This is a genomic window from Dryocola baronae, from assembly GCF_051297175.1.
Lineage (GTDB): Bacteria > Pseudomonadota > Gammaproteobacteria > Enterobacterales > Enterobacteriaceae > Dryocola.
On the sequence record NZ_JBINNY010000001.1, the window covers coordinates 2007518 to 2033350 of the forward strand.

32 protein-coding genes and 1 pseudogene are annotated in these 25833 nt (G+C 56.3%); 2 read left to right on the plus strand and 31 right to left on the minus strand.

Going from position 1 to position 25833, the window contains the following annotated elements; translation table 11 throughout:
* The 23 genes and pseudogenes from ACSPHG_RS09375 to ACSPHG_RS09485 form a co-directional block, all read right to left on the minus strand.
* Positions 1-2442, minus strand: a pseudogene (locus ACSPHG_RS09375) (phage tail tape measure protein).
* The gene (locus ACSPHG_RS09380; RefSeq protein WP_435953201.1) at positions 2435-2554 is read right to left on the minus strand and encodes a GpE family phage tail protein; all 120 of its coding nucleotides are present in this window, start codon (positions 2552-2554) and stop codon (positions 2435-2437) included. The pseudogene ACSPHG_RS09375 and the gene ACSPHG_RS09380 overlap by 8 nt, the downstream one beginning before the upstream one ends.
* A 32-nt stretch (positions 2555-2586) precedes the next feature.
* Entirely contained in the window at positions 2587-2892 is a 306-nt protein-coding gene (locus ACSPHG_RS09385; protein WP_435953202.1) for a phage tail assembly protein, read from the minus strand.
* A 60-nt stretch (positions 2893-2952) separates the two neighbouring features.
* Positions 2953-3474: a phage major tail tube protein gene (locus ACSPHG_RS09390; protein WP_435953203.1), complete on the minus strand. Its 522-nt coding sequence runs from the start codon at positions 3472-3474 to the stop codon at positions 2953-2955.
* A gap of 12 nt (positions 3475-3486) precedes the next feature.
* Positions 3487-4674, minus strand: a complete 1188-nt coding sequence (locus ACSPHG_RS09395) for a phage tail sheath protein (RefSeq protein ID WP_435953204.1) — start codon at positions 4672-4674, stop codon at positions 3487-3489.
* A gap of 389 nt (positions 4675-5063) precedes the next feature.
* Complete coding sequence (locus ACSPHG_RS09400) at positions 5064-5588, minus strand: tail fiber assembly protein (protein ID WP_435953205.1); 525 nt, start codon at positions 5586-5588, stop codon at positions 5064-5066.
* Between the two features lies 1 nt (position 5589).
* A complete protein-coding gene (locus tag ACSPHG_RS09405; protein WP_435953206.1) occupies positions 5590-7422 on the minus strand; it encodes a phage tail-collar fiber domain-containing protein in 1833 nt (610 codons plus the stop codon).
* A gap of 12 nt (positions 7423-7434) precedes the next feature.
* Positions 7435-7965: a phage tail protein I gene (locus ACSPHG_RS09410; protein ID WP_435953207.1), complete on the minus strand. Its 531-nt coding sequence runs from the start codon at positions 7963-7965 to the stop codon at positions 7435-7437.
* Entirely contained in the window at positions 7958-8866 is a 909-nt protein-coding gene (locus ACSPHG_RS09415) for a baseplate assembly protein (protein ID WP_435953208.1), read from the minus strand. Before ACSPHG_RS09415 ends, ACSPHG_RS09410 begins: the two co-directional genes overlap by 8 nt.
* Positions 8867-8870: 4 nt before the next feature.
* On the minus strand, positions 8871-9221 hold the full coding sequence (locus ACSPHG_RS09420; protein ID WP_435953209.1) for a GPW/gp25 family protein: 351 nt from the start codon (positions 9219-9221) through the stop codon (positions 8871-8873).
* Positions 9218-9859: a phage baseplate assembly protein V gene (locus tag ACSPHG_RS09425; protein WP_435953210.1), complete on the minus strand. Its 642-nt coding sequence runs from the start codon at positions 9857-9859 to the stop codon at positions 9218-9220. Before ACSPHG_RS09425 ends, ACSPHG_RS09420 begins: the two co-directional genes overlap by 4 nt.
* A 135-nt stretch (positions 9860-9994) precedes the next feature.
* Positions 9995-10876, minus strand: coding sequence for a hypothetical protein (locus ACSPHG_RS09430; RefSeq protein WP_435953211.1), 882 nt, complete (start codon positions 10874-10876; stop codon positions 9995-9997).
* A gap of 83 nt (positions 10877-10959) precedes the next feature.
* Positions 10960-11415, minus strand: coding sequence for a phage virion morphogenesis protein (locus ACSPHG_RS09435; protein WP_435953212.1), 456 nt, complete (start codon positions 11413-11415; stop codon positions 10960-10962).
* Positions 11408-11875: a phage tail protein gene (locus ACSPHG_RS09440; protein WP_435953213.1), complete on the minus strand. Its 468-nt coding sequence runs from the start codon at positions 11873-11875 to the stop codon at positions 11408-11410. Before ACSPHG_RS09440 ends, ACSPHG_RS09435 begins: the two co-directional genes overlap by 8 nt.
* The gene (gene lysC / locus ACSPHG_RS09445; RefSeq protein WP_435953214.1) at positions 11838-12083 is read right to left on the minus strand and encodes an Rz1-like lysis system protein LysC; all 246 of its coding nucleotides are present in this window, start codon (positions 12081-12083) and stop codon (positions 11838-11840) included. Before lysC ends, ACSPHG_RS09440 begins: the two co-directional genes overlap by 38 nt.
* Positions 11971-12396: an Rz-like lysis system protein LysB gene (lysB, locus tag ACSPHG_RS09450; RefSeq protein ID WP_435953215.1), complete on the minus strand. Its 426-nt coding sequence runs from the start codon at positions 12394-12396 to the stop codon at positions 11971-11973. The genes lysC and lysB overlap by 113 nt, the downstream gene beginning before the upstream one ends.
* Positions 12393-12902 (minus strand): lysozyme, encoded by a 510-nt coding sequence (locus tag ACSPHG_RS09455; protein WP_435953216.1) that lies wholly within the window; start codon positions 12900-12902, stop codon positions 12393-12395. The genes lysB and ACSPHG_RS09455 overlap by 4 nt, the downstream gene beginning before the upstream one ends.
* Positions 12886-13107: a primosomal protein gene (locus ACSPHG_RS09460; protein ID WP_435953217.1), complete on the minus strand. Its 222-nt coding sequence runs from the start codon at positions 13105-13107 to the stop codon at positions 12886-12888. The genes ACSPHG_RS09455 and ACSPHG_RS09460 overlap by 17 nt, the downstream gene beginning before the upstream one ends.
* Positions 13098-13301, minus strand: a complete 204-nt coding sequence (locus tag ACSPHG_RS09465) for a tail protein X (RefSeq protein ID WP_435955986.1) — start codon at positions 13299-13301, stop codon at positions 13098-13100. The genes ACSPHG_RS09460 and ACSPHG_RS09465 overlap by 10 nt, the downstream gene beginning before the upstream one ends.
* Positions 13301-13807 (minus strand): head completion/stabilization protein, encoded by a 507-nt coding sequence (locus tag ACSPHG_RS09470; RefSeq protein WP_435955987.1) that lies wholly within the window; start codon positions 13805-13807, stop codon positions 13301-13303. Before ACSPHG_RS09470 ends, ACSPHG_RS09465 begins: the two co-directional genes overlap by 1 nt.
* A gap of 92 nt (positions 13808-13899) precedes the next feature.
* The gene (locus tag ACSPHG_RS09475) at positions 13900-14652 is read right to left on the minus strand and encodes a phage terminase small subunit (protein WP_435953218.1); all 753 of its coding nucleotides are present in this window, start codon (positions 14650-14652) and stop codon (positions 13900-13902) included.
* A gap of 2 nt (positions 14653-14654) precedes the next feature.
* Positions 14655-15827 carry a phage major capsid protein, P2 family gene (locus ACSPHG_RS09480; protein WP_435953219.1) on the minus strand — a complete coding sequence of 391 codons (1173 nt, stop codon included), beginning with the start codon at positions 15825-15827 and terminating at the stop codon, positions 14655-14657.
* Positions 15828-15894: 67 nt separating this feature from the next.
* A complete protein-coding gene (locus ACSPHG_RS09485; protein ID WP_435953220.1) occupies positions 15895-16740 on the minus strand; it encodes a GPO family capsid scaffolding protein in 846 nt (281 codons plus the stop codon).
* A gap of 163 nt (positions 16741-16903) precedes the next feature.
* Here ACSPHG_RS09485 and ACSPHG_RS09490 point away from each other — a divergent pair, with 163 nt between their 5' ends.
* Positions 16904-18676, plus strand: coding sequence for a terminase ATPase subunit family protein (locus tag ACSPHG_RS09490; protein WP_435953221.1), 1773 nt, complete (start codon positions 16904-16906; stop codon positions 18674-18676).
* On the plus strand, positions 18676-19698 hold the full coding sequence (locus tag ACSPHG_RS09495) for a phage portal protein (RefSeq protein ID WP_435953222.1): 1023 nt from the start codon (positions 18676-18678) through the stop codon (positions 19696-19698). The genes ACSPHG_RS09490 and ACSPHG_RS09495 overlap by 1 nt, the downstream gene beginning before the upstream one ends.
* Positions 19699-19773: 75 nt before the next feature.
* Here the strand turns inward: ACSPHG_RS09495 and ACSPHG_RS09500 are convergent, their stop codons facing one another.
* From ACSPHG_RS09500 to ACSPHG_RS09535, 8 genes are all read right to left on the minus strand, one after another.
* A complete protein-coding gene (locus ACSPHG_RS09500; RefSeq protein ID WP_435953223.1) occupies positions 19774-20841 on the minus strand; it encodes a hypothetical protein in 1068 nt (355 codons plus the stop codon).
* Between the two features lie 316 nt (positions 20842-21157).
* On the minus strand, positions 21158-21415 hold the full coding sequence (locus ACSPHG_RS09505) for a hypothetical protein (protein WP_435953224.1): 258 nt from the start codon (positions 21413-21415) through the stop codon (positions 21158-21160).
* Between the two features lie 25 nt (positions 21416-21440).
* The gene (locus ACSPHG_RS09510; RefSeq protein ID WP_435953225.1) at positions 21441-21617 is read right to left on the minus strand and encodes a hypothetical protein; all 177 of its coding nucleotides are present in this window, start codon (positions 21615-21617) and stop codon (positions 21441-21443) included.
* 193 nt (positions 21618-21810) lie between these two features.
* The gene (locus ACSPHG_RS09515; RefSeq protein WP_435953226.1) at positions 21811-24198 is read right to left on the minus strand and encodes a replication endonuclease; all 2388 of its coding nucleotides are present in this window, start codon (positions 24196-24198) and stop codon (positions 21811-21813) included.
* A gap of 136 nt (positions 24199-24334) precedes the next feature.
* Positions 24335-25072, minus strand: coding sequence for a hypothetical protein (locus ACSPHG_RS09520; protein ID WP_435953227.1), 738 nt, complete (start codon positions 25070-25072; stop codon positions 24335-24337).
* The gene (locus ACSPHG_RS09525) at positions 25069-25365 is read right to left on the minus strand and encodes a DUF5405 family protein (RefSeq protein WP_435953228.1); all 297 of its coding nucleotides are present in this window, start codon (positions 25363-25365) and stop codon (positions 25069-25071) included. Before ACSPHG_RS09525 ends, ACSPHG_RS09520 begins: the two co-directional genes overlap by 4 nt.
* Positions 25362-25586: a TraR/DksA family transcriptional regulator gene (locus tag ACSPHG_RS09530; RefSeq protein WP_435953229.1), complete on the minus strand. Its 225-nt coding sequence runs from the start codon at positions 25584-25586 to the stop codon at positions 25362-25364. Before ACSPHG_RS09530 ends, ACSPHG_RS09525 begins: the two co-directional genes overlap by 4 nt.
* Entirely contained in the window at positions 25586-25813 is a 228-nt protein-coding gene (locus ACSPHG_RS09535) for a DUF2732 domain-containing protein (RefSeq protein WP_435953230.1), read from the minus strand. The genes ACSPHG_RS09530 and ACSPHG_RS09535 overlap by 1 nt, the downstream gene beginning before the upstream one ends.
* Positions 25814-25833: the final 20 nt, after the last annotated feature.

Below are 25833 nucleotides of genomic sequence, written 5' to 3' on the forward strand. Positions count from 1 at the left end.
TTAATCGTGCAGCATGCTGGCGCGCCGTTTCGCGCGCTTCTCGCGCTCGTATTTTTCCAGCCCGTCGCGCAGCTGGCGCTCAAGCTCGCCGCCGTTCTGCACGCCGCCGCCGATGGCGATGTGATACTCGTTGCGGCTCTGGTCGGTGTAGCTTTTGCCCGCGGCTGCCGTCACCGGCTGATAGCTGCCGTAGCCCCCGGCCAGCAGGCCGCCGGACGGTGAATAACCGCCACCCGCATATGCGTTGACCTTTTCAGCCTGTGCCCCGAGCTGGCCGGACTCCTGGTTAATAATGCCGAGTTTGTCCAGCACCCATTCGATGCCGTCACGCAGCGCGGTAAATGGCGTCATGGCAAGCCTGAAAGCACCGGCAAGCGCCTGACCAAAGGCGACGCCGGAGTCTTTGCAGCTGTCGAGCGTGTTCTTGCTGGTTTTAACGGGGGCGATAAGCTCTTTGAACCATTGCCACACGACCTGCACTTTCTGCCCGATAGCCTCAAAGACCGGGCCGAGCGGGGCGAACATCTCCACGACCGGCGCAAAACCGGCTTTCAGCCCCTCGACCACACCGGCGAAGAACGCGCCCAGCGGCTCCCAGTACTGGCGGATAAGCAGAGCACCCGCGACGATGCCCGCACCCACCGCCACTATCGGCCAGGTGAGCGCGCCGAGCACGGTCAGGATGGCCCCGCCCGCCACGGTGAACGCCGTCCACAGCAGACCGGCGGCGGCAATGATGGCATTCACACCGGCAATCACCGGCCAGGCGACAAGGCCAATCGCACCCACCATGCCAATCACGGCCAGCGCCACGCCGCCGACCTTGAGCAGCGTCTGCGCCAGCCCTTTGTTCTTCACGATCCAGTGGTCAAGTTTGAGCACGTATTTTGTGGTGGTCTGCGTCAGCCTACGGAGCGAGGATTCCTGCTGGTCAAACAGGTCGGTGCCGACCGCCTAATACGCCGACTGAAACTCCTTAAAGTCGCAGCCGAGGTTGTTCTGCATGACCTCGACCAGCTCCGCCGTTTTACCGTCCGAGGCCTTAAACATGGCCGTCAGCTTGTCGAGCTTGCCGCTGGCCGCGTCGGTCATCAGCACCGCCGCCGCCGAGCTGGCCTCCTCGCCGAAGATGGCCTTCATGTACTCCGCGCGCTGCGCCGTGCCGAGCCTGTTCTTCTCAAAGCTCGCCTGCATTTCCTTCAGGATGGTAAACAGCGGGCGCATGTTGCCCTTGTCGTCTGCGGTTTTCACCTTCAGCTCGCTGATGGCGTCATTCGCTTTCCCGACCGGAGCCTGCAGGCGGCTGATGACCGCGCGGCTGCCGGTTCCGGCCATCGAGCCGGTGATTTTGGCGTCGTGCAGCGCGCCCGCCATCGCGGCGGTTTCCTCAATCCCGATCCCGGCGTTTTTTGCCACCGGCGCGACGTAGGTGAGCGCGTCGCTCAGCCCGTTAAAGTCGGCGGCGGTTTTGTTCATCGTGGTCGAGAGCACGTCGCCGATGTGCGCGACCTTATCGTTTGAGAGCTGGAAGGCCGAGCGCATCCCCATCAGCAGCGCGGCGTTTTCCTCCATCGTGCGCCGGTTGGCGAGCGCCATATTCAGCGTGACCGGCGTCGCGGCCTGGATAGCGTCGGCGTCGCCTCCGGCTTTGGCGATAATAATCTGCGCCCCGGCGGCGTCATCGGCCGAGGCAGCGGTATTGTCCCCGAGCTGGCGGGCCTGACGGCGCAAGGCTTCCATTTCGGGCGAGGTTTTCTCCACGCCCAGCACCGCCTGCAGCTCGGAGTTTTTCTGCGCAAAGTCATAGCCGGGCCTGAGGATACCGACGCCCGCCGCGACGCCTGCGGTCGCCATGCCGATACCGGCCGCACCGACGGCACCCGCCGTTCCGGCAAGCTGTTTACCCGCCTGATAACGGTTTTTTACCGCGTTGAGCTTCGCCTGCTTCGCGCTGACCTGCTCGAGCGCCAGCTTCTGCCGGTTGAGCTGGCCGGTCGTTTCGCTGATGCGGCCCTTCAGGCTTTGCTCGTCGCGGGTGAGGTTGCGGGTATTTATCCCGGCCTGGCCGAGTTCCGCCTGCTGGCGCTTAACCGACCGGGTAAGGCTGTCATATTTCGTCTGCAGGCCGTCGGCCGCAGCCCTTGCCGCCGCCAGCGCTTTTGCCTGCTCGCGCGTCGGGCGCTCGGCGTTTTTAAACTGCGTGGCAAGCGCTTCGGCTTCGGCCCGGGCCTTCGTCAGCGACTGGCCGGTGACGGCGAGCTGCGCGCTGGTTTTGCGAAAGCCCTCGATGCGCGACGCCTGGCCGTTCAGCTCGCGCAGGGTTTTCTGCGTGCGGCTGATGTCACCCGAAAGCGATTTGCTCGCCGTCTGGATGTGTTTAAACGGGCGCGTCGCCTGGTCCACGGCCCTGAGCAGCACTTCGATTTTGACGTTATTACTCATGGGAGTTCCCGCTACGCTGTAGCGCCTTGTCGCGCCAGGTGATGAGTTCGGTCAGGCTCATGGGGTAAAGCTCCGACGGCGGCCAGTGAAAAATCACCGCGATATCCGCCATCAGGTCATCGACCGTTAGCCCCGCCGGGAAGGTTAATCCCCCGCATTCGGTGCCAAAAAACCGATCACCTTCGCGGCGATGCTCATCATGTCGGGCAGCTCCATGCGCACGATTTCCGCCTCGGTCAGCGCCGGATACGTCATGCGCGGCAGCACCTTAATCAGGGCGTTCACGTCCGAGCTTGCCACGTCGGCCAGGCTCACGCCGCGCAGGGTGCCCGCGTTCGGCTTTGTCAGGGTGAGCGTTTTAATCACCTCGTCGCCGCGCTTTACCGGCGTTTCCAGGGTGATGAGGTTCGGGTTTTCTGCGGTTTTCTTCTCGACTGTGATTTTGCTCATTGGTTTTACTCCGGGTTTTAAAAGGGGATAACCGGCCAGCTCTCCTGACCGGCCAGAAAATTACGCCAGGCCGATATTGCGGCGGCGCTGCTCAAGGCGGTCGACGCCGTTCACCTTCTCAATCATGTTGATGGTGTCGATTTCAATCAGCTCTTTGCCGTTCATCGTCAGCTTGTAGTAGGTGCACACCGTGGTGATTTTGGTCTCGGTGTCCTCGCCCTGTTTGCTGTCGCCGCCGTCAAACTCCTTATGGCGGCCGCGCACCACCACCTCGACGGCGGTTTCCTCTTCGGTGTCGTCGCGCTGGTAGGAGCCTGCAAAACGCAGCGGCACGCTGGAGGCACCCGGCAGCGCGTACTGCGCCCAGAGTTCCTCATCGGGGAAGCCGCCGAGCGTCCATTCCAGGGTGAGCGCGTCGTCCTCGAGGCCAAAGTCCACGTGGGCGGCACCGTTCATCCCGGCACCGCGCCAGGCCTCCAGCTTGCGGGTGAGTTTGGGCAGCGTCACCGAGGACGCCACGCCCATATAGCTGAGGCCGTCGTTAAACAGGTTCAGCGATTTAAGCTTGCGGGGCATTGCCATTATTCAGGCTCCTTATCCGTTGACCGAGGCGATCAGGTTCACCAGGTACTTGTCGGTGATGCGGCTTCGCAGGGTGAGATTTTCCAGCGGCGGCACCGGCGTGTAGTCGTAGTCGAGGTACAGCTTCCCGGCCTTGAGCGACTCCTTGTCGTTGGCGGTTTCGTCAAACCAGCAGTCGGCGTCCACGATGTAGCCGCCGCTTTTCAGCTCGCGGAATTTCGCCTTAATGCCGTCCACGATGTCACGGATCAGCACCGGGGTAATGGGCTTGTCCACCGCCCACATGTGCCCCTCGGCCATGGTGTCGGCGATAACCTGCGCGGTGCGGGTGTAGTTCTCAAACAGGAAAAGCGGATCGTCCGAGCAGGTGCGGTTACCCCAGAAGCGAAAGCCATCTCTGCGGATAAGCGTCGTCACGCCCGCCTCGTTAAGCAGGTCGGCGTCGGTGCCGGGTGCCTGCAAATCCCAGAACACCGACGCGCTGATGCCCGTCACGCCCTGCACGCCGACGTTCGACAGGGTTTTGTGCCAGCCGACCGTCTGGTCGATGTACGCTCGCAGGCCGAGCGCGCGGGCGGTGGCGTAGGCCGTGGCGCTGGCGTTCGCCACCGTATCCCAGGCGATAAAGTCCGGCCAGATAACCATCAGCTCGCGCTGGCTGAAATTGTCGCGGTACTTGATGGCGTCGGAAAGAGTTTTACAGCCCCACGCGCTGACGTAGCCAAAGGCGCGCAGGCTGATGCACACCGAGGCCAGGGCGACGGCCACCTCTTTGGAGTCCAGCCCTGGCACGCCGAGAATGCGCGGGCGAACGCCGGTTACCGCTTCGGCGGCGAGCAGCGCCTTCAGGCCGGTGTATCTGCCGTTTTCATCCGTGCCGCCGATGATGTTGGAAATCGTCTGCGCCTGGGCGGCGGCCTCGTCCTCGTCGTCGCCTTCCTCCACGCGCACGACAATCGTTACCGGTTTGCACTGGTCGGCGATGGCCTGCAGGGAAGCGGCCAGGGTGCCTTTTTTCCCGGCCTTGCCGATGGCGGCCTGCACGTTGGTAATCAGTACCGGCTCGTTGAGCGGAAAGGTCGCGGCGTCGGCGTCGCTGGCGGTGCACACCATGCCGATGACCGCCGTCGAGACCGTGGAAATAACGCGCGTGCCGTCGTTGATTTCGACAACCTGCACGCCGTGGTGATAGTCACTCATCCGGGTAGCTCCGTGGTTTTAATGAATGTCTATTTTCGGCGGTAGTGTGGTACAGGCGCGAGCAGCCGCCGCTCGCTGGCCGCAGGCACAACAACGGGATAAGAAATGTGTTTTCAGCGGGTTAAGGCGGGTCTTTGTTGATCGACGCGACCGATCAATCACACGGTATCGATCGGTTATATCCATTATCTATAAGGGGTTATTGCCGCTATCGTTTCGGGCATTAAGGGAGACGATGCGATGCAATATGTTTTATGGGGCGTGGCGGCACTGGTTGGCTGGCTGTTGGTTGGCTATCTCTGGTGCGTATGGTTTGTTGACGATGAAGAAGATGACTATCAGGAATGCCCGTATGACTAGCCCGCGCGATGCGGGCTTTTCTTTATCTGTCAGACGGCGACCGGCGGCTGCGGCCAGTCAATCAGCGGGGCCGTTGAGGTATCAATACGGTTGAGTAAGACGCGGTGTTTTCTCCACGCCAGCAGCAGCGCGGCTTCTTCCTCCGTTGCCATCCCCAAATCGACCGCATCCTGCAGCGGAGCAATGGCCGCCGTCGCCCGCTCCTGCAGGGCGTTTTTCTGTGCGGCAACACGCTCGCTTTCCGGCTGTACGTACTCGACGATGTTCCCTTTTTGATAGAGATAGATTTTTGCGCCGATATCGTCGCGGTAATCTGCGGCGGGGATTTCATAGATGCTCACGCCCTCGGATAACGTCATGAAGTTAGGGTCGCGCGCGCCGGTAGTGATGAAGCCCTCCGGCGACACGGCAATAAACGCCGTTTCACCCGTCCAGACCTTATCCCGCAGCGTGTACCAGTCCCGGCCCCGGTCATCCTCAAAATAACAAACCGGCAGCGGCACGCCGTCGACATAAACCTGCCTGCTGATTTTCACATTTTTAAACTGAATCATTTTAGTTTCCTATCTGAACCCAGCCGCCGCTGACCGTCTTGATCATGAGTGAGCGGTAATAAAAACCCATTGTCCGGGCGTCGCCCAGGTCGGCGCGCAGGTTAATCCCTGTCATATAGCAGCCTGTGGGCGCTTCCCAGTTTGTTAGCACCGTGTGACCTGCATTGACAATTGCCTGGCTTCCCCGCTGTGCCGTACTCACATATCGCGCGTCGCTTTCGGCTTTTGTATATGCCGTACCGGCTGGCGTGTAGTTACCTTTAACCTGATACTTCGCGTCACTTTCCCCTTTCGAATAGGCATAGTCAGTTCTTGCGAGATAAACAACCGAGTTGCTCACCCTGTGCCGCATGTATGGCGCGTTAGCGTTGTTGGATACAAACCCCGCATAGCTTGCGGCGTCGGACATAATGAAACGTGAATCGCTCTCGTTTTTTGTCCAGGCCTCTCCTGCCGGGGTGTAACTTCCCTTTGGCTGAAACGTTGTGGTAGACCATTTTTCTGTAGCAAGCTGGATAACGGCCTTACTGGCCGTATGCCACATATACGGCTTATCCGCGTTGCCCGAATTAAAACCGGCAGTAGCACAGCCATCCTGACCAACGGCCCCAACCTCCGCCGCCGTGGGCCTGTCGCCGGTACTGAAAATCCTCTCCCAGGCCGACCATTTGCCCGTTGCCGCATCGTTAAGGCGGTAATAAATCCGGGGCCTGTCAAACGGCATGTACTGCTGACAGACGCCAGTCGTGCCGTTTGCCCCGCTCTTAAAAACAATAAGCGCGCCCGCGACGACCTCGGGGTAGTTACGTGACAGCGGGGCGTTCGCATTTGCGGGCTGGCAGTAAAAACCGGGCTGCGTAAGCGTGTTTAAATCGGCGGTGCCAATGCCCATCGGCTCGCCCAGGCCAAAAGCCCCCATCGCCAGCAGCCTCCCGGCGGTGCGGTCGGTCGGTGAGTCCTGCGGATCAAGCACGGCGGCCCCTCTCAGCCCGAGATTGGCGCGCGCGGTGGGCTTATCGGCCACGTCGGAAAGGTTGTTCCCCTTTTGCAGGGCGTTGACGATGCGCGTGTCGTTACCCGCTGCAACCGTTCCGGCAGCGGTGCCGACGTCCAGCTCTGCGGCCCCTTTCAGGCCGATGTTTTTACGGGCCGCGGCCTTGTCGGCCACGTCGGCAAGATTGCTGGCTTTCGCGAGGCGACCGTCGGCGTTTTTATTCGCCGCTTCCGCCTTGTCGTATGCCGATTTCACCGCTTTTGGCGTCGCTGCCAGCGACTCGCTGCTGCTGTCGGTGGCGCTGCTGAGCTGCGTCAGCCCCTTAGCCGTGAGCGTGGCGTCGGGGTGCCTGCGCGATTTCTCATGCTCGGCGATTTTCTCGTCGACGTACTCCTGCGTCGCCATCACGGTTGTTGTGTCGACCGTCAGGTCTACCGCCTCAAGCGCGCTGATGATGATCACCATGCGCAGCGTCTGCGCGCGTCCCGACCCTTCGGCCAGCTCCGGCTTGTAGCTCTCCGCCATGTTGGCTACGGCAACCAGCGTGCCGGTCGCATCGTAAAGCCCCATTTCGCGCAGCCAGAAGCCGCCCACCTCCGGGGGAATAACCAGCTCGGCGACCACGTAGTTTTTATTCCTGGCGTCGACGCTGATTTTGTTGAGCGCGGCGCGCCACTTCTCGCCGATAAGGCCGGTCTGCCCGACGTCCGGCACCGGCAGCACGCCGCCGCCGTCACCGACGGCCATGTGCGTAAGGGTGACCTTTGTCCCGCCTGCGGTCGCGGCTGCAAATTTTGCCGCCCCGGCGGTGGTGATAAGCGTTTTGTATTTCACTGCCATTGTTTGCCTCTTTTATCCGGGGTAAACGGTAATAATGTCGCCGTCGTAGCTGACGCCGCCGGTGTACAGGTAGCCGGGAATGTCCTGGATGATGTTCAGCCCGATAAGGTGACGGCTCGCGGCCTTCGCGTCGGCGATGAGCCGCTCCATCTCGTAATACATTTCCTCGGTGATGCCGCTTTCCAGCACGCCGATATCGAGGCGAAAGGTGCCTGGCACGTCATTTGTCTGCCACCACTCGGTAACGTTAATCAGATACCCGAGCGGCTCCACCACGCGCCGGATGGCCCCGATGGTGCCTTTGTGCTTGTGCAGGTATTTCGCCGTGCGTACCACCTCGCGCTTTGTTTCCTCCGGCCAGGCCTCGTCCCAGCGGTCGACCGAAAACGCCCACGCCAGATACGGCAGCAGGTTTAACGGACACTCCAGCGGGTTCCACAGCTGGCGCAGCGGCACCGGCACGCGCGTCAGTTCGGCGCAGGCTTTTGCGGCGGCCAGCTCCAGCGGCGATGAGCCGACCGGCAGCAGCCGGACGTTATTCATCAGCACCCCCGATCGTGATTCTGTAATCGGTGCAGTAGGAGGCCTGAGTGTCATCGAGCACGATGTCGGCGGACGGCTTCGCCAGCTCAACCCGCTGCACGCCCTCAACGTGCAGCGCGGCATAGATAGCCGATTTGCGGATATCCCGCCCGAGGCGGTGCTGCGCGCTGATGTAGGCTTTCAGCTTTGCCTCGGCGGCCTGCCTGACCGGCTCCAGCTCCGGGCCGGGGTAGAGATAGAGCGTGGCGTCGATTTCATAGTCCACGATGCGTGCTGACTGCACGGTCACGCGGTCGGCCACCGGGCGCACGTTCTCGTCGTTCAGGGCGATGCTGACGATGTTCACCAGTTCGGCACTGGCCGCGCCGTTCCCCTCGCGCGACAGCACCGAGATGGTCACGCAGGCGGGCGACGGGCTGATGACCGACACGTCTGCGACCCGGCCGTCGGCGCTGCGGCCGTGGAACTGGTACGCCCCGACCGGCCCGGCCACGCTCAGCCCTTCAAACGACTGCTGGATGCGCAGCCGGTAATCGCTGTCGGACTCCATCACGGCGGCAACGGGCGGGATGGTCGTATCGTCAGCCGGGACAATCACCAGGCGCGCAACGTTGTTGTTTGCGCCGAGCACGTCGAGGTCGTTACCCCTGGAAAATGCCAGCATGACGGCGAGCGCCGACTCGTTGATCCGCTGGCGCAGAATCAGCTCGCGATACGCGTTTTCCTCCAGCAGCTTCACGATGGGTTCGGATTCAAGCGCAAGCGTGCGCGCGACGGCCTCCTGCTCATCTTCCGGGTACAGGGAGATGAGCGTCGCCTTGCGCTCGGAAAGCAGGGTTTCATAGTCCAGCACCTCGACCACGTCCGGGGCGGGTAGCTGGCTCAGGTCAATGGTTGCCATAGTCTCAGCTCAGGGGAACGGTTAGTGAAAAGGGCGCGCCGCTGCTGCCGGTGCGCACGCCGGTGATATCGACGAACAGCTCGCCAGCCTTCCCGCTTTCAAAGGTGATGGCCGTCAGGCGGATGCGCGGCTCCCACTTGAGGATCGCCATATAGCAGGCGGCCATAATCTGCAGGCGCAGCGCCGGGTTATCGGGCTGGTCAATGAGCGCCGAGAGCAGCGAGCCGTAGTCGCGGCGCATGACGCGCGAGCCGATGGGCGTGATAAGAATGTCGCGCACGCTCTGACTGATGTGCCCGGCGTCCGACAGGCTCAGGCCGGAACTGCGGTTCATGCCGATATAACGTGCCGTCACTGCGTGCCCTCCGTGCGGCTTCCGCCGCGCTCGACGCCGCCGTGGTCATGGTCGTCAACCTGCACGCCGTTGGATTTGAACGTGCCGCCGGTGTGCTCGATGTTGCCGCTCATTCTGCCGCCTTTCTGCACTTCAAGCGTGCCGGTGGTCAGTTTGTTCGTGCAGACCACCTCCGGCGTATCGAGGGTGATTTTCTGGCTTGCCATAACGGTCACTACCGGCACCGTCACGGCAACGGTTTCGGACGCGGTGACAGTGGCGGTTTTAATACCCGAAACGGTCAGCGCGCCGGTTTCCGGCTCGTACTCAATAACGGCACCGTCAGGAAAGGAAATATGAAACGCATCGGCGGAGATAGATGGCGCGGGATAGTCGTCGGAATAAATGCCGGGCAGCACAAAGGCGGTATCAAGCTCGCCGCCCACGGCCAGCAGCAAAACCTGCTCACCGGCAGACGGTGCCCACCAGGTACGCGAGCGGCCCGCGCGGGGCGTCATCCAGTTGAGCCAGTCGGTCGTAATCCCGCCCGTTTCAACACGACATAACGCCCGCGCGGTGTCGACTTCGATTACTACGCCGGTGCGGATCACGTTGCGCAGGAGGCGCGCAAGTTCACTGAGAGAACTAATATTATTCATGGTGAAATGATGCCGCCCAGGTGTTCAGGCGGCAACGTAAGAACGTTTTGTAGGTAATGGCACAACTTAGCTCAAAGAAATTAAGCTGTTACCTGTCAAAAGAGATAATAATCACCAATGTTCCATAGAAATAAATCAAATACGCCCCGTATTTTCACACTCTACATATTCGATTTGCTTTACGCCTAATAGAACGCAGACTTTCATATATATACGGGTCATTTTCTCACACAACAAAATATTAAATTGGTGACTATCTGTATAAACGCTTTTATTGAATTCTAAAAAAACAGAGCAACTTTCAATTGTATATTTGAGGGTTTCTTTTTTTGTGTATATCCCTAGTGTATGGACTGTATTCCTTATTCTCCTATGAATGTCAATACAATCTCTGAAGTCCTTAAGCTCTGCTTTTGTTAGCTTTTCGTCACCCTTGATTAGCCCCAGCACGGTATCAATCATAAGGTTTGCGGGTATGTTTTTATGAAACTTACGATTATGTGCTTCTATGGTTTCAGCATTTACCTTGGAGTAATATATTTTTGAAATGAAATATTCGAAAGCAGAGAATGTAGACACCGAAAAATCTAAAAGCATACTGCCTATCATTTCATCATTTCTATTTACATAAAGATTTTGAATTTCAAGTATTGATTTATTATTGTTTGGAAAATTATATCCACTTTCAACAAGCTCAGAAACGCACACCCCCATTGTCAAATTCACTGGAGAACGTCCATTGATCACTACCAATGATTCATCGTTAATAAAATTATAAATCAGTAAGTCAACGCTATGTAGCATAGCCGCGTAGAGGGATATGCCTCTATATGTTTTTCCATCGCTATTGCATGGTTCGACAAACTCTTGTCGAGATAAGCTTATTGACAAAAAATCCCGTAATTTAAAAAGAGCCATAATTCTATCCATAGAAAAGCGATCATATTCCTTATTCACATGGAAATCTAATCTTTCAATCAAGTTGGAATATTTCCCTTTAAACTCCCTATTCATCATACTAGTCCTTTGCAGTTTTCAATTTTAGTATACTTATTCTTACTTGACAGAAAATCGAGATGTTAGATTATCTTAGCAAGGATTTATTTATTGTAAGATAAATAGTTTAAGAACACACCCTCAATTATTTTGATATTATGTATGTCGATTCCAATTAGCGGCCGCGCCTCATACTGCACGGCTTCGCTGTAGCGGTTCGGTTTATCCCGGAGTCCCTCCTGATGCACCCGCGCCATGCGCTGCACGCGCCCGACAAACTCCACCGCGGCCGCGTCGCTTGTGCCTTTCGCCTTCATGTACCGGTTGGTGCGCAGTTTCGTAAACATCGCGCGTTTAACCCGGCCTTTTTTGCCCTTCACCGGCTGGCGCTTGCGGGCGGCATAGGGCGTGCCGTCCGGTGCCTGCTGGGCCTTGATGCGCTTTTGCTGCGAGGCTCTCAGCTGCTTCGCCATCTCTGTGGCCATCCGGCGACGCGCGGCAGGTGAAAGGCTTTCGATAAGCCCGGCAAGCTTGTCCTCAAAGGGCTTAAATTCACTCATCCCACTTGCTCACCAGCTCGCCGTGAACGTACAGCTCCATTGGCCGGGTGACGTTCTCCGGCAGCGGTGGCTCGGGCGCGTGCCTCACGTGCAGGGTTTCGCCTTCCTGCTTAACGAGCGTGCGCTCAGTCAGTAACAGGCTGATACTCACGTCGACACTCTCGTCGTCGTTAATATCGGCAATATACGTGAAGCCTCTTTTTTTGCCCTCGTCGGTGGTCATGATGTCGGGCTGGTTCTCGCGCAGCCAGGCGTTAATCGGCACGATGAGGTAATCCAGATCGCCGCGATAGTCCGTGACGATAACGTTCAGCGTGTACTGATTTTCGAACGACAGCGAGGTCGCGAGCGTGGCGGCGATTTTCCCGCCGTCGATAAAGATGCGCAGCATATCCGGGTTATTACGCAGTACCGGTGCCGCATCACATAGCGCTTTGCGTAAACTGGCTGGCTTGAGCATCGAGTTCATCCTGACAGTGTCTGATGGTTTCAGCCTGGGCGGCGCAGCTGACGAGTGCCGCCTCAAGCTGGCGAATGTCGGCGCTGAGGTCGCCGTTAGTGCGGGGCTGGCTTGCCGGTATCGGGCACAGCGCCACCTTCGGACAGCCACTGTAAATAACCGGCGGTGGTGTCAAAGGCCGGTCGCGTGTGCAGCCGGATAATGTCATCAGGCAAATCAGACTCATACCAGTCGCGCAGGGCTTTATTTTCATTGAGTAACCTCGTTACGGTGTTGCCACGGTTCGCCGCAAGCGTGCTGGCGGTGGCAAGTTTGTTACGTAAATCCACCTGCGCACGCTCGTTACGCTGCCGGATCTGTTCCGCAACGCCGAGCTGGTTACGCAGCATGGTTATCTGGGTTTTCTGCTCACCGGCAACGCGGCTGGCTTTTTCAAACGAGCGGGCGATCGTGGCGTTCTCGCGCTTCATCCACACCAGACCGGCGAGCGCTAGCAGCAACAGAATAATCAGCGTTTTCATTTAACCCCCCTGAGGCAGTAAGCACGCTCCCGCGCGCGGCGGTTTTCCAGCCCGGTATTTTTCTGGCCGTTGACGTACACCCAGCGCGGGAGCTGCCCGCACGCCTGCGCCCACTGCTGGCGCTTGATAAACGAGACCAGCGTCGAGCGACAGGCGGCACCGGTGCCGACGTTAAAGGCAAAGCTCACCACCGCGTCATAGACCGGCTGCGGCATGGCAACCGGCACGCAGACAGCAAGACGGCGCTCCACGTTCAGCACGTCGGCCACCAGGTTCCCGGCCGCCTGCCGCTCGGTGATATCGCCTGTCGGGGTGACGCCTGCGGTATGGCCGATGCCGGACGTCCACACACCGGCGCTGCACTGGTACGGGCGCAGGCGGCACCCCTCAAGGTCAGCAATCAGCGCCAGCCCGTCGGGGGAGGTTTTCAGCAGCCGGAAGTCAGGCACCAGGACGGCCAGGGCCAGCACCGCGGCCACGCTGCAACGCTTAACGACTGAGGCCACGCATCACCTCCTTATCCAGTCCCGCCGCCTTCAGCAGCAGCCAGGTTTTACGGCGATACCACCAGTTAACCAGCGCGGTAAAAATGGCCGCACCGGTGCCGATATACAGCCCCGTCTGCTGGGGCGTCATCGCCCCGAAATACGCCAGCCCGACCGCGAGCCAGTAGGCAAGCCAGGTGCACACTTTTTCCATTGTCAGTCCCATAAATTCACCGTTTCCGCCTGGGGAGAAGTTTCCACATCCGGCAGCTCAACGGCGGTGCCGTGGGGCAGCACCTCGCCGAGTTCCGCCAGTCCGGGATTCGCCAGCAGCACCGCCTCGACCACGCCCTCGGTGCGTCCGTAACGGCGGGCGCAGAGCGCGTCCAGCGTGTCGCCCTGCAGGGCGATGGCCTTCATCAGATTTGCCCGATGATGCAGCGGGATTTGTCCTGCAGCCGGGACACCGCCCAGCGCATGTCCCGCCACATCTCATCGATGGTGCTCTCGATGCTGTCGGCCTTTTTATCCCCCTTAGCGCTCGCATCCACCCCGCGATAGCTCTCGTAAAGCTTTGCGGTGGTCATCGCGGTCACGGCCTGGAGATAGTAAAAGCAGCGCACGCTTTCGCCGTCGATGGCGTCGGCCGGGACGGCGGCCAGGTGCTCATACCCGAGCGCCATCTGCTCGCGCCGGTAGTCGCGCAGCTCGGCGTTGGTTTCGGCCATCCCGTCGACGATGGCCGCGCGCAGGCGCACCGGCGTTACCGTGTGCTCAAGGCGCAGCAGCTCGCGAATGCGCAGCGGCTCCACGTCGGGGAAAAATGCCGTGTTTCTGATAACGGCCTCGGCCACCGGCAGCGGCGGAATAACCACGCCCTGACCGGCCTGCGGGGCTTCGGGCCTGCTGATAATCACTGTCGTCATGACAACCTCAAAATAGGTGGACGGTGGACGCCGGTATTGATGAGGATGAAATCCAGTCTCAACCGGCGTGCCGTCCGGCGCGGGGCGCATTCTTATCCGGTGGTTTTATCCACCTTGCGGGGGCGGCCGCGTTTGCCCGGCGTGGTCACGGGCTTACGGGGGCGCGCTTTTGTCTTTGGCTTTTTGACCGGCGCGGGCTTCGGCTTAAGGGCGTTTTCAAGGCGCTCGATGTCCTTTTTAACCCCCGCCTGCGCGTCGAGCTGCATCGCCCTGCGAAGCTGGGTGAGCGCCCCGACCAGCTGACCAAGGTCTCGCTGTACCAGACCGGTGATTTTGTGCAGCTTCGCGCGCACCCTGTCGGGCATATCCGCCCCGGCGGTGAGCGACTGCGCGGTCAGCAGCAGGCCGACGTCGACCGGCTCCCCGGCGGCGTGGGCGCGCATGGCGGCCAGGGCAACGTCTTCTGCAAGCGTATAGGGCGTGGTGCGGCGAAAAGCGGCGGGCATGGTGAGGCCATACCGCAGCGCGTAGCGGGCAATCTCCAGCGCACCGGCGATATCACCGGCGTCGAGCTTCCACAGCATGACGGTCATCACGATGTCATCCTGCGCGCCTTTGCCCTCCGCGAGGACACCGGCGACCCACGGCGCATACGACGGCAGCAGCTCGCGCTTTTTGTCGGCCTTGCGCTCGATGGAATGAATGTGTTTTAGCGTGCGTTGGTCTGCGGCCAGCTTAACGAGCATCTGCTCGTAGGCGCTTGCGTGGCGCAGCGGGTTATCGTCCCGCCGCGCGCTGACAATGGCCGAAACCCGCATCATGTGACGCTGGGCGGGACTCGCCATTTTTACGCCTCTCCGCTTTCGATTTCGGTCTCAGCCGTCTGAGTTTCCGGGGCGGTTAATACTTTCAGGGCATTAACCACAGCAGCCGCAAACACATCTGCGCTAGCAGTTTCCGGCGTTTCAGCTTCGTCCTGCTCCAGAATCTCGATATTTTCAATCAGGCAACCGGCGGCGTAGTCTTCGATAACAAAGTCGACTTTCACCTGCTCATAGTTTTCTACCTGGTCAAGTTTCGGATTTTCAACGATGTGTCGGCGGTGACCGTTCTCATAGAGATAGATAGAGATGTTATCCAGCGTGGTAATAAAAATACTGTTAGCCGGGAAGAATGGCGCGCGTACGGCCTGTAGCTGACCGATGGTTTTCTGGCTGATAATCAGCTCACCGGCAAGCTGTTCGCTGTTCGCCTGAAATTTATTAATCATCGGGAAATACTTGTCGGTCAGAATACGACGGCCACAAATCACCACCATTTCCGGGTTTTCGCGGTGGATCTCATCAATCAAAGATTCATGCGCATCCATAACCAGCGCATCGAGGTTGGCGTAATGGCCTCCTTTGGCTTTGGGCCCAATTTTAATGGTGTTTGAAATCACCGCACCGTCGTCATCGGTAACGTTCGACATCACGCGCTCTGGTGCGTCGTTGCGGTATTTCTGCAACCATCCAATGGCCACATCCTGCAACATGGGGTTTTTAATGCGGTCTGAGGTGGCTGCGCGGGTTACGCCATTAAAGCCAATGGTGATGTAATCCAGCGACTGACGTTTAACGATGGCGTTACGAATGCGGATCTGAAAGTCCTGGAAACGCGCCCATAAATCCAGCTTGTTGTATTTCAGGTGATAGTCAAAATTGACCGGTTTGCAGAAATAGCGGAACGCATCAAGCTTTGCAAAATCAGCGGTCTTACGTTCGACGCCGTTATCGGTATCCGACGTGCTGGCAATCGTGCCGGTTACATCAATACCGACTTTTTCCTCCGTCAGCTCCTGCACAACAATCATATTGATTTGTTTCAGGAAAGAAGATGACTGCTGGATTTTCTCAAAGAGCTTTTGCGTCACCGACGGCTCGACGCTGAATTTTTTGTTCAGGTCTTCAACCTCAACGCCGTTAAGCTCAGCGATGCGGCTCAGATATTTATTAAACTGAAAGCGGGTTTCTTTACGCATTATTTCTAATTTCCTGTTCTGTAATTAATTGTGCCGGTTCTCTGATATGGCCTGTGCTGCGGTATTATCAGCAGTCGGTCAGACCCGCCTCGGAACCTTCCCCGCCGGTGCATTTCTGGCGGCGCGAAAATTTCTGGCTTTCGGTTTTATCCAGCGTGTTTTTGAGTGAGCTAAGCTCGGTCTGACTTTCGCCAATACTGGCCGTCAGGGTTTTTAGAGATTGCTCCACCGCAGCAAGGCGCTGTTCTGCGGCTTCGTGGTTGGCCTGCACCTGTTCGGTGACGACCGTCACCGCCTCATGCACGTCGTTAAAACGCGCGTCGTCGTCGGCCTGCCTGCGGCTGAAAATGCCTTTTACCTTATCGGCGAGCGCCGTAAACACGGTGTCCGGCTGGTCTTCAAACTCCAGCACGGCAAGGGTGGCAACGGAGAACAAATCTTCCGGGCGCTCCTTGCGACCGGCGAGCGGGTTGGCGGTGGCGCGGGAGCAGAATTCCAGGTATTCGGTGCCGAGACTTGCCGGATCGTCGGTGACGGCCAGGCCCGTCAGGTAGCACTTGCCGGAGTTGGAGAAGTTCGGGCGGATCTCCATGGAGGTGTAAACTTTCTGTAGCGCCTTGTTCATTGCGACCAGCTCGTCGGAGGGCGTGATTTTGGCGAACAAAGCCAGCTTGCCGTTCAGGGCGGAATCATCGTCGATTTTTTCCGCTTTTAACTCTACGACGTCGCCATAGCGCTTAAAGGGGCCGTCGGGTAACAGGCCCCGGATGTGCTCAAGGTTGATGCGCGCGCCGTAAACGCGGGCGTCGTAGGTGTCGGCCATTTCCTGAATATCCGCGCCGCTGATGACGCGGCCGTCGCAGGTGTCGCCCTCAACGCCGATGCGGAACCATTTAGAAACTTTCTTTGCCATTTCAGGTGTCCTGAGTGGGGAGTGGTAGAGGTGCCCAGTTTCGCCACTCGCGCCCCGACCATCCACCCGTTGCGGAAGTGCAACCCCTGACACAACAGCACCTTAGCGCGCGGCCCGCCCCGATTCTTTAGCCTTGCCCCGTACCCTTTAACGCGAGGCAGGCATGACCATCACCACAGACACCTCCATTCTGAAAGACCCGCGCCGTCAGGCGTCGCTGCTGTACTGGCAGGGATTTTCGGTGCCGCAGATCGCCGAGATGCTCGGCCAGAAGCGCCCGACGGTGCAGAGCTGGAAGCAGCGCGACGGCTGGGACGGCATCGCGCCCATCACCCGCGTCGAAAACAGCCTCGAGGCGCGGCTTATCCAGCTCATCACCAAGACCCAAAAGGACGGCGGCGACTTCAAGGAGATTGACCTGCTGGGCCGCCAGATTGAGCGGCTGGCACGGGTAAACCGCTACGCGCAGACCGGCAACGAGGCCGATCTGAATCCGAAGGTGGCAAACCGCAACAAGGGCGAGCGTAAGAAGCCGAAAAAGAACTTTTTCAGCGATGAGGCTATCGAAAAGCTGGAAGAGATTTTCTTCACGGAGTCCTTCGACTATCAGCTCGGCTGGCATAAAGCGGGGCTTGAGCACCGTATCCGCAACATCCTTAAATCCCGCCAGATTGGCGCGACGTTTTACTTCTCCCGCGAGTCGCTCCTGCGCGCCCTGAGAACCGGCCATAACCAGATTTTCCTGTCGGCCAGCAAGACGCAGGCGTACGTGTTCCGGGAGTACATCATCCAGTTTGCGCGCCTGGTCGACGTTGACCTGACCGGCGACCCGATCGTCATCGGCAACAACGGCGCAAAGCTGATTTTCCTCGGCACCAACTCCAACACCGCGCAGAGCCATAACGGCGACCTGCTGGTCGATGAGATTTTCTGGATCCCCAACTTCCAGAAGCTGCGCAAGGTCGCCAGCGGCATGGCCTCGCAGCAGCACCTGCGCTCCACGTACTTCTCCACCCCGTCGACGCTGGCCCACGGCGCTTATCCGTTCTGGTCTGGCGAGCTGTTCAACAAGGGCCGGTCGGACAAAAGCGAGTGCGTGGATCTGGATATCAGCCACGCGGCGTTAAAAAACGGCATGGCCTGCGCTGACGGGCAGTGGCGGCAGATTGTCACCATCGAGGACGCGCTCGCCGGGGGCTGCGACCTGTTTAACCTGGACACGCTGAAACGCGAAAACAGCGCCGAGGACTTCCGCAATTTATTCATGTGCGAGTTCGTCGACGATAAGGCTTCGGTATTCCCGTTCGAGGAATTACAGCGCTGCATGGTCGACAGCATGGAAGCCTGGGCCGACGACTGGCAGCCGTTCGCGACGCGCCCGTTTGGCTATCGCCCGGTGTGGATCGGTTACGACCCGTCACACACCGGCGACAGCGCCGGGTGCGTGGTGCTGGCGCCGCCGGTGGTCTCCGGCGGCAGGTTCCGCATTCTGGAGCGCCACCAGTGGAAGGGCATGGATTTTGCCACCCAGGCGGAGTCCATCAAAAAGCTCACCGAAAAATACCACGTCGAATACATCGGCATCGATGCGACCGGCATCGGCCAGGGCGTGTACCAGCTCGTGCGCGCGTTCTGGCCCGCCGCGCGGGAAATCCGCTACAGCCCGGAGGTGAAAACCGCGATGGTGCTGAAAGCCAAAGACACCATTGCGCGCGGCTGCCTGGAGTACGACGTCAGCTACACCGACGTGACCGCCTCGTTTATGGCTATCCGCAAGACCATGACCAGCAGCGGGCGCAGCGCCACCTACGACGCCAGCCGCAGCGAGGAGGCCAGCCACGCGGATATCGCCTGGGCCACCATGCACGCCCTGTTAAATGAGCCGTTGACCGCAGGCAGCGGCCAGGCATCCACCTCAATTCTGGAGTTCAACTGATGGCTAAAAAGCGCAAATTACCCCAAAGCAAAACGGCACCGGCAGCGACGCAAAAAATGGAGGCGTTTACCTTCGGGGAGCCGTCGCCGGTGCTCGACCGCCGCGACATTCTGGACTACACCGAATGCGTCGGTAACGGCAAATGGTTTGAGCCGCCGGTGAGCTTTACCGGCCTTGCTAAAACGCTGCGCGCCGCCGTTCACCACAGCTCGCCGATTTACGTGAAGCGCAATATCCTCGCCTCGACGTTTATCCCGCACCCGCTGCTTTCCCAGCAGGATTTCAGCCGCTTCGCGCTCGATTTTCTGGTATTCGGCAATGCGTTTTTAGAAAAGCGCATGAGCGTCACCGGCAAGCTGTTAAGGCTGGAAACCTCACCGGCCAAGTACACCCGCAGGGGCACAAGCGAGGGCGTGTACTGGTTCGTGCAGTCGTTCGTCACCCCGCACGCGTTCGCGCCGGGTTCGGTGTTCCACCTGCTGGAGCCGGATATCAACCAGGAGCTGTACGGCCTGCCGGAATACCTGAGCGCGCTTAACTCGGCCTGGCTGAACGAGTCGGCGACGCTGTTCCGCCGCAAGTACTACCAAAACGGCGCGCACGCGGGTTACATCATGTACGTGACCGACGCGGCGCAGAGCAGTACCGACGTGGAGTCACTGCGCGAGGCGATGCGCAGCTCAAAGGGGCTGGGGAATTTTAAAAACCTGTTTTTCTACGCGCCGAACGGCAAGCCGGACGGGATTAAAATCGTGCCGCTCAGCGAGGTGGCGACCAAAGACGATTTCTTTAACATCAAGAAGGCGAGCGCCGAGGATTTAATGAGCGCGCACCGCGTGCCGCCCCAGATGATGGGGGTTATTCCCAATAATACCGGCGGCTTTGGTGACGTGGTGAAGGCGGCGCAGGTGTTCGTGCGTAACGAGCTGACGCCGCTGCAGGAAAGGATTAAGGAGGTTAACGAGTGGATAGGGGATGAGGTGATCCGGTTCAAGAATTATTCTTTGGGGTTAAGTAGCTAGAATTTAAAATTGGTTTCAATGAGGGATATTCTAGTAAATTACTTTGTCTATCCCTCGTTGGTTAGGTTGGAAACATCAAGTCGTAAAATAAAAATTGAAAATGACATTTCCAATAATACCGCATACTACGGAGGTTAGTATGCTGCCAAAAAATAAAAGCATGCTTTTATTTAGATTCTCTTTATATATGTCATATTCATTTCTGGATTTATCTGTAAGCAGGATCCAACTTTGTAATTTTGATTCCCCGTTGCTGGAAATCCAAGTTCCTGCAACTATTGAAATGACTGATGCTATTACCAGGAAAAAAACCAAAGCCAAAACGTATCGAGGCCACGCACCAGTGGACGCAAGCGATAGCAAAAAGTCTATTTTTTGAGACATAATTACATCACTACCTCCTTGTGTTAATTTATCCACAGCATCTTGATATTTAGCGACGAATTTTGATGTGGAAATAATGCCACCTGCGACAAACCCAGCGAATAATAGACAACCTGAGACTAACCCTATTGACTCATGGTTTTTGTATATAAAGTGATTGTAGCTTTTCTTGCTGTCAATGAAGTTAGACAGTTGTGTACTTATCAATGATTCCATATCTACCCCCCATGACCGTTCTGTGTGCATGATGTTTATCAACATTAGATTGTCTGCAGTGATGAATTTTCTATTTAATCCAATGTTACTCTGATAGCGATATCTATAATCAGAGCGTCCAAAAGAAACATTTATTTGTTGTTTTTCGGGGGCACCCTTGTTTTTAAAGGATATCAAATAAACCCAAGATAGTTCAAGCGAGGTGCAAATTACTTTTTTTATTTCTAGGTAATTTGAAAATTCTTCAATAGTATTTATCTGAACCGTTGAGTTATCATCAAAAAACATCTTAGCGGTGAATTGAATAAATGATGATTCGTTTTGTTGATTTATTCTTTGATGAATCAGGTGATGGAGGCAAATTACATCTTCCTTATCTAATCTGAAACTCCCCGGGATGATCTTATCTATAACTTGAGGTTTTCCAAGTAATTTAGATATAAAACTCCCGAAAGAGGCTGGTTCACATGGAAGCATAACACCGTAAGCATTGCTGTTACCATTTTCATTGATTATCAACTCAATGTTACTCTTATCAGACATGATTTACTCCTTGATTTTTTTGATTTATTTAACATTTCTGGATAAATAAATCTAGAGGTTTAATAAAGAGCTATGTCGCGCAATGCTATCCCCGCCACGCCTGCCCGCTTCATGGGGCGGTTTTAATGCAGGTGCATTGTCTTGCTTAGGCTAGGGCTGGCCTGCGGGGGAAGGGGGCGGGCGTCACTCTGTGACAAATGCGAAAAGATGCACCTAGGCATGCATGGCAAGAAATGGAAAAAATCTCGTTAAATCAGTACGGGCAAAGCGACAAAATACTACCCGCGCGTCCAGCGTATTAATGTTGGGAGAACCGCTAGAAAAGCGTGAAATCATCGTCGAATTCAAGATGCCTTTTCTCGACTCGTTCGACGACCAATAAGTACTGGATCCCTTCCAAAAGTGACACTGGCCGTTCTATCCCAAAGAGAAAAAATCCGTCGCAGGTTCGGCCTAACCAGTAGCCTCCGCCACACTCTTTTGGTCTCTGGAAAAAGACCCAGCCGTCAGGCACATAAAAGTCCAGCGTCTGACCGCGGTAAACTATTTGATACTTGTCAAAGCGCTCGCTCATAGCTGGACCTCCGTCGTTCTAATCACTATTCAATGTCATAAAAAATCTCGTCATCCGCTTCCTGGATTTCGCTGTGTACCAGGTCCGCGATGAGGGTCAAAGCTAGCTTCAGGTCGGCTGGTTTGCAGTTAGCGATGAGAGATACCTCAGCAATGAATTGCACGCAGGCTAATTTATGTTGGGTACGGCTATTTTGTTCCATTAGCACGAAACTTCCCCTATGAATAAATGACTGTATACATATACAGTAGCATGCAAAATTATTGTATGGGAAGGTTTTTATCGGCTTAGCTGATGATAATTATGATGCTGATATCAAAAGGTAATTTTCAGTGGTTATGAATTAATCAGTTCTAAGTTACTGACATGCCGTAGCCTGGGAAAGCAGCCGTTCCTCACTTGCCTGACCCTACACTTCTCGATGTTAGGCAAAGCTGACGACGCTTTGTCCTGCTTTCAAACAGCAGTTTATGGGCATCCGGATCGGCCTTTTTAAGCATGTTTTCATACTTTCCGAATGGATCATGAAGCACGTTTTTGGTTGCTCCAGGAGATAGGTTTTCGATGCGCTGCATCAACCTGGCAATCCGAGGAGCGGTGGATGGCGGTTCAGCAGAAAAAATAATTCCCTTTGTGGACGCATGGCACCACTGAGTACCAATCCTCATTTTTCCGCCTTTCATGAGATATAGCGCGGCTCCCTGACTTATGGTTTCGCCAGTCATTTCCTTAACGTTATCGGCGGTTTTGGCCAGCGTTTCTCTGTCATAAGGCTGCAGCCAGGCGCCATCTTTTTTCCTGGCTGGTCTTTCAGCCCTTATCCTCTGACTTAACCTGCGCTTTTCTGCTCGATTAAGTCGCCTTGTGAGATCAATAACCGGGGGAGGGGATACAGTCGGCAAAATGTCCCCCGTACAGTTATTGACAGAACTCCGAGAGGGCGAAGGATCGCCCTTAAGGTCAACGTCCAAATCAAGGGCGAGTTTGGGGACAATCTTCCACTGTACGAGGCGGGTTAATATCGGCGAGTCCATGCCCACGGTGGTATCGAAAACGCCTTTGATGCGTACACATTCCTCACCGTATTCGTTTAATGTCTCGGTTGGCTCGTACCATGTGCGCACTTGGAGATCGTCACGTCGCACAAACGGGCCGCCCTGGGCGTTAACATAATCAGCCCATCGGCCACCGTCGGCCGCATCGTGCACAGCGGCAAATTCCACGCTTAGGCCGTGAGCCGTTTCGGTATCAGCCATTTTTCTCAGCTCGCGATAAACAGTCACCGGCGCGCCGCCGATAAACTGAAACTGACGGATACGCCAGCGGGCCGCCCATGCAGCAACGGCAGGCGCGGTTTCTTTGAGTAGCTCGCCGCTCTCATCGTCACGCTCGTCATCAAGCGCAAACCCATCGATATTTTTACTGATGTATTTAGCCACGTAGCCGGTGGCGCTGCCTTTTTCCGGGTCGATGGCCTCGGCATGAAAACGCGCCTTACGAGCTTTGGCGCTCAGCAGCTCTGCGGCATCTTCTTTGTGCGCATGCTCCTGCATAACGGCGCGAACGCATTCAACATCCTGCGGCATCATAAAAATCAGCATATGCCAGTGGGGCGTTCCATCATGGTGAGGCTCTGCGACACGGATCCCGAAAATACGCACATCCTGACGGTGTAGTTTGGCGCGGATACGCGACCAGACGCCGCTAAGGTAACTTTGCGTATCGGCAGGGCTGGCACCGTTCCATTTGGTATTGCGGTAGCCTGCTTTCGTCGTCGCGTGGTATTTGGACGGCGCGGTGATTGTGTAAAACTCGCCAACGTAGCCCAGCTCGTTTGAGATTTTTTCAAAGCCGCTGATACGGGTCATCAGCTCGCCACGGCGAATAGGGGGATTAGCGACGCTGCCGTCGTATTTATCAATAAGGCTGATGCGGTTTCCCTCATCGTCCTGCAGATCCATTCCTTTGAGAAATTCACGGGTACGGCGCTTTTGCTCGCGCCAGTCGGCTATGCAGGCCTTACTGGCGTAAGGTGCATTTTTTTTACTGACATTACCTAAGGCGATTTGCAGGTGTTCGCGCCATTCGGCGGCAACGCGACGCAGGCGGCCACGCCACCATTTTTCATTGGTCATCCTCAGCACTGCCGGGGCGATATCATCCAGCGATACCAGCCTGGTTGTCACGCGCTCCCATAGCGGCGGCATGCATCTGAAATGTTGCGCGATAATCGCTGCGCGCATGTAGATCTGGTGCATCACTTTTAGGGTTCCAACATCGCCTTCGATTACCCCAATTTCACCTGTAATGTAGTTGGCAACGTCACCGGCCAGCAGCTCGATATCAGCCCTGGACATATCCTGCAGGCGGTTATAGCGAGCGGTCATGTTTATCAGGCGGGAAGCAAAAAAGCTGATTTCGGGTGAGTCAAAGCGCCCACCAAAAAGAAGCCGGGATAAATTCGAATCGATACCGCTAATGGAATATTTACCGGCAACCCGCTCAAGCCGTGGCAATGCTCGCCTGACAAAAGTGACGAGGTGAGCATTGGCTCGTTGAGCGCTATAGGTCCGTTCTAAATAATCGACGCGGCGATTGATATCGTAACGCACGCAGTCCGGCTGTTTTGCCAGTTCGGTACGCGCACGCAGCAACGCCGCAATCTCTCGATCGCGGCGACGCTGCTGTTCATGGGTTAAGTATGGACTTGGAATGCCTTGAGAAGGTACATTCCACCAATATGTATAGCTTTCAGATACTTCTTTTGTTGGAATATTTACCATACTCATTCTTTTGCAGAGGTCTATGTGATGGAAGAGCGAAACGGAAAAAAGCATCAATCACAAACTCGATACATCGATGGCATTCGCTTCATTAACCAACCCGTAAATAACGACAACCGATATAGATTGGCTGGGGCTAATGACCTCCTTCTTTGCTGTGATGCCTTGCTGAAGGAGAGTTCATTGCGTTTATCAGATCGATGGCCGCGTGAGAAAGCGTGTCGAATTGATCTCTCACGGCGCGTGGCGAGGCATTTGCCATCCGAATGGCCTGATCGCGCAGCATGGTCAGAGATAATTCAGCAAGCGGTAAAAACTGAGTCGGAGTATTTTTCGATTGGCCATAGATCTGTACTGAATCATTGGGCTTCATGGGCAGAGCTAGAGTCAGATATTCATATTGCGGTTCACTGCACACGTGAGGCTGTACTTTTGTTTCATGCAGACAAAAAGCACCTTCCTCAGAACACTTCGCTCTTTCTTGTACATGATGATTTTCGCAATTTTGTATCAGAGCTAATTTCTGGAGACTTGACTCCTCTATGGGCTGCGCAGATCGAGGCGACTGACACTCCGGGATGCATACATGGTTTTCTTCCGAAATATGCATTTCTGGATGATTTGTGAAACTCGCTGTTAGCTCATTGGATAAAGCGGCTCTGGTAGGGATATCAGAGAAGCGCTTTTCTAACATTTGTTGAAGGCGTTTAATTTCCCCTGCAAGCTCTAGAGTGTAGTTCCACAGCCCATCGATATGGGCTGCGGCTTCGGAGAGAGCATATTTTTCAGGATTATGTCGTAGCAAGTTCGCGAGCATTTCACTGTCATCAAAAACGCCCATGCGGTGCAAAATATTTTTCGACGTACAATTCATGATTGAGAGTCCTTACTATCCAGTAATAAAAAAACGAGCTGGCATTCCTGGACAATACTTTCTGTTATGTCACAAATCTGAGTAACCGAGTCGACATCCCTGCTAAACACCAGTCGAAATAGGCTGTCAGAAATGATGTCACGGACAAGAAGTACCTTGCTGTCATACAAAGCCATTAGAGCAAAATGAGCCTTAGTACCGTTGGTCTGCAGGCGTGAAAGCGAGTATTTCGCTTCCTTTACGGCATCCGGGGCGAATGAGATACGGTAGTTATTAGCTACTACTAAACTCATATAGCCCCCCTGTAATGCTGATTTTTCAACTCAACGATCTCCTGGCATGACACGCAAAGCTCAACACCGGGAAGGGCCAAGCGGCGCGCTTCGGGGATGGGTGATGAACATGCCTCACACTCAAAAGCTGAAACGCTGGCGCGGCGGATGAGCGCATTTTTGATATGCCGCTCGCGGTCTTCCTGTTCACGCTGCTGCGCTAAATCTATTGCGTCGGCCATCAGTGCAGCTCCTGAGATTCATTTTCAAAGCGAAGGGCTTCACGGCGCAGCAGTTCGGCGGCTTCGGTGCCGTTCATCGCCTCTTTGGTGATATGGATAGCCAGCGCCTCAAGACGAATGGAAACAGCGAGCGCGCGGTCTTTACGCTCTTCTTTTTTGGCATCGGTCAGCAATACGGCCAGCGCGTCGCTATCAGTGTTGAAACTACAGGTTGCGGTATTACGCATAATTAACTCTCCTGATTTTG

Excerpts from the sequence above, each read along its gene's own strand:
- ACSPHG_RS09380 (WP_435953201.1), bottom strand. The coding sequence starts at position 2,554 with ATGGCGGATATCGCGGTGATTTTTCACTGGCCGCCGTCGGAGCTTTAC.
- ACSPHG_RS09385 (WP_435953202.1), bottom strand. The coding sequence starts at position 2,892 with ATGAGCAAAATCACAGTCGAGAAGAAAACCGCAGAAAACCCGAACCTC.
- ACSPHG_RS09390 (WP_435953203.1), bottom strand. The coding sequence starts at position 3,474 with ATGGCAATGCCCCGCAAGCTTAAATCGCTGAACCTGTTTAACGACGGC.
- ACSPHG_RS09395 (WP_435953204.1), bottom strand. The coding sequence starts at position 4,674 with ATGAGTGACTATCACCACGGCGTGCAGGTTGTCGAAATCAACGACGGC.
- ACSPHG_RS09400 (WP_435953205.1), bottom strand. The coding sequence starts at position 5,588 with ATGATTCAGTTTAAAAATGTGAAAATCAGCAGGCAGGTTTATGTCGAC.
- ACSPHG_RS09405 (WP_435953206.1), bottom strand. The coding sequence starts at position 7,422 with ATGGCAGTGAAATACAAAACGCTTATCACCACCGCCGGGGCGGCAAAA.
- ACSPHG_RS09410 (WP_435953207.1), bottom strand. The coding sequence starts at position 7,965 with ATGAATAACGTCCGGCTGCTGCCGGTCGGCTCATCGCCGCTGGAGCTG.
- ACSPHG_RS09415 (WP_435953208.1), bottom strand. The coding sequence starts at position 8,866 with ATGGCAACCATTGACCTGAGCCAGCTACCCGCCCCGGACGTGGTCGAG.
- ACSPHG_RS09425 (WP_435953210.1), bottom strand. The coding sequence starts at position 9,859 with ATGAATAATATTAGTTCTCTCAGTGAACTTGCGCGCCTCCTGCGCAAC.
- ACSPHG_RS09430 (WP_435953211.1), bottom strand. The coding sequence starts at position 10,876 with ATGATGAATAGGGAGTTTAAAGGGAAATATTCCAACTTGATTGAAAGA.
- ACSPHG_RS09435 (WP_435953212.1), bottom strand. The coding sequence starts at position 11,415 with ATGAGTGAATTTAAGCCCTTTGAGGACAAGCTTGCCGGGCTTATCGAA.
- ACSPHG_RS09440 (WP_435953213.1), bottom strand. The coding sequence starts at position 11,875 with ATGCTCAAGCCAGCCAGTTTACGCAAAGCGCTATGTGATGCGGCACCG.
- lysC (WP_435953214.1), bottom strand. The coding sequence starts at position 12,083 with ATGACATTATCCGGCTGCACACGCGACCGGCCTTTGACACCACCGCCG.
- lysB (WP_435953215.1), bottom strand. The coding sequence starts at position 12,396 with ATGAAAACGCTGATTATTCTGTTGCTGCTAGCGCTCGCCGGTCTGGTG.
- ACSPHG_RS09460 (WP_435953217.1), bottom strand. The coding sequence starts at position 13,107 with ATGGGACTGACAATGGAAAAAGTGTGCACCTGGCTTGCCTACTGGCTC.
- ACSPHG_RS09465 (WP_435955986.1), bottom strand. The coding sequence starts at position 13,301 with ATGAAGGCCATCGCCCTGCAGGGCGACACGCTGGACGCGCTCTGCGCC.
- ACSPHG_RS09470 (WP_435955987.1), bottom strand. The coding sequence starts at position 13,807 with ATGACGACAGTGATTATCAGCAGGCCCGAAGCCCCGCAGGCCGGTCAG.
- ACSPHG_RS09475 (WP_435953218.1), bottom strand. The coding sequence starts at position 14,652 with ATGGCGAGTCCCGCCCAGCGTCACATGATGCGGGTTTCGGCCATTGTC.
- ACSPHG_RS09480 (WP_435953219.1), bottom strand. The coding sequence starts at position 15,827 with ATGCGTAAAGAAACCCGCTTTCAGTTTAATAAATATCTGAGCCGCATC.
- ACSPHG_RS09485 (WP_435953220.1), bottom strand. The coding sequence starts at position 16,740 with ATGGCAAAGAAAGTTTCTAAATGGTTCCGCATCGGCGTTGAGGGCGAC.
- ACSPHG_RS09490 (WP_435953221.1), top strand. The coding sequence starts at position 16,904 with ATGACCATCACCACAGACACCTCCATTCTGAAAGACCCGCGCCGTCAG.
- ACSPHG_RS09495 (WP_435953222.1), top strand. The coding sequence starts at position 18,676 with ATGGCTAAAAAGCGCAAATTACCCCAAAGCAAAACGGCACCGGCAGCG.
- ACSPHG_RS09500 (WP_435953223.1), bottom strand. The coding sequence starts at position 20,841 with ATGTCTGATAAGAGTAACATTGAGTTGATAATCAATGAAAATGGTAAC.
- ACSPHG_RS09505 (WP_435953224.1), bottom strand. The coding sequence starts at position 21,415 with ATGAGCGAGCGCTTTGACAAGTATCAAATAGTTTACCGCGGTCAGACG.
- ACSPHG_RS09510 (WP_435953225.1), bottom strand. The coding sequence starts at position 21,617 with ATGGAACAAAATAGCCGTACCCAACATAAATTAGCCTGCGTGCAATTC.
- ACSPHG_RS09515 (WP_435953226.1), bottom strand. The coding sequence starts at position 24,198 with ATGGTAAATATTCCAACAAAAGAAGTATCTGAAAGCTATACATATTGG.
- ACSPHG_RS09520 (WP_435953227.1), bottom strand. The coding sequence starts at position 25,072 with ATGAATTGTACGTCGAAAAATATTTTGCACCGCATGGGCGTTTTTGAT.
- ACSPHG_RS09525 (WP_435953228.1), bottom strand. The coding sequence starts at position 25,365 with ATGAGTTTAGTAGTAGCTAATAACTACCGTATCTCATTCGCCCCGGAT.
- ACSPHG_RS09530 (WP_435953229.1), bottom strand. The coding sequence starts at position 25,586 with ATGGCCGACGCAATAGATTTAGCGCAGCAGCGTGAACAGGAAGACCGC.
- ACSPHG_RS09535 (WP_435953230.1), bottom strand. The coding sequence starts at position 25,813 with ATGCGTAATACCGCAACCTGTAGTTTCAACACTGATAGCGACGCGCTG.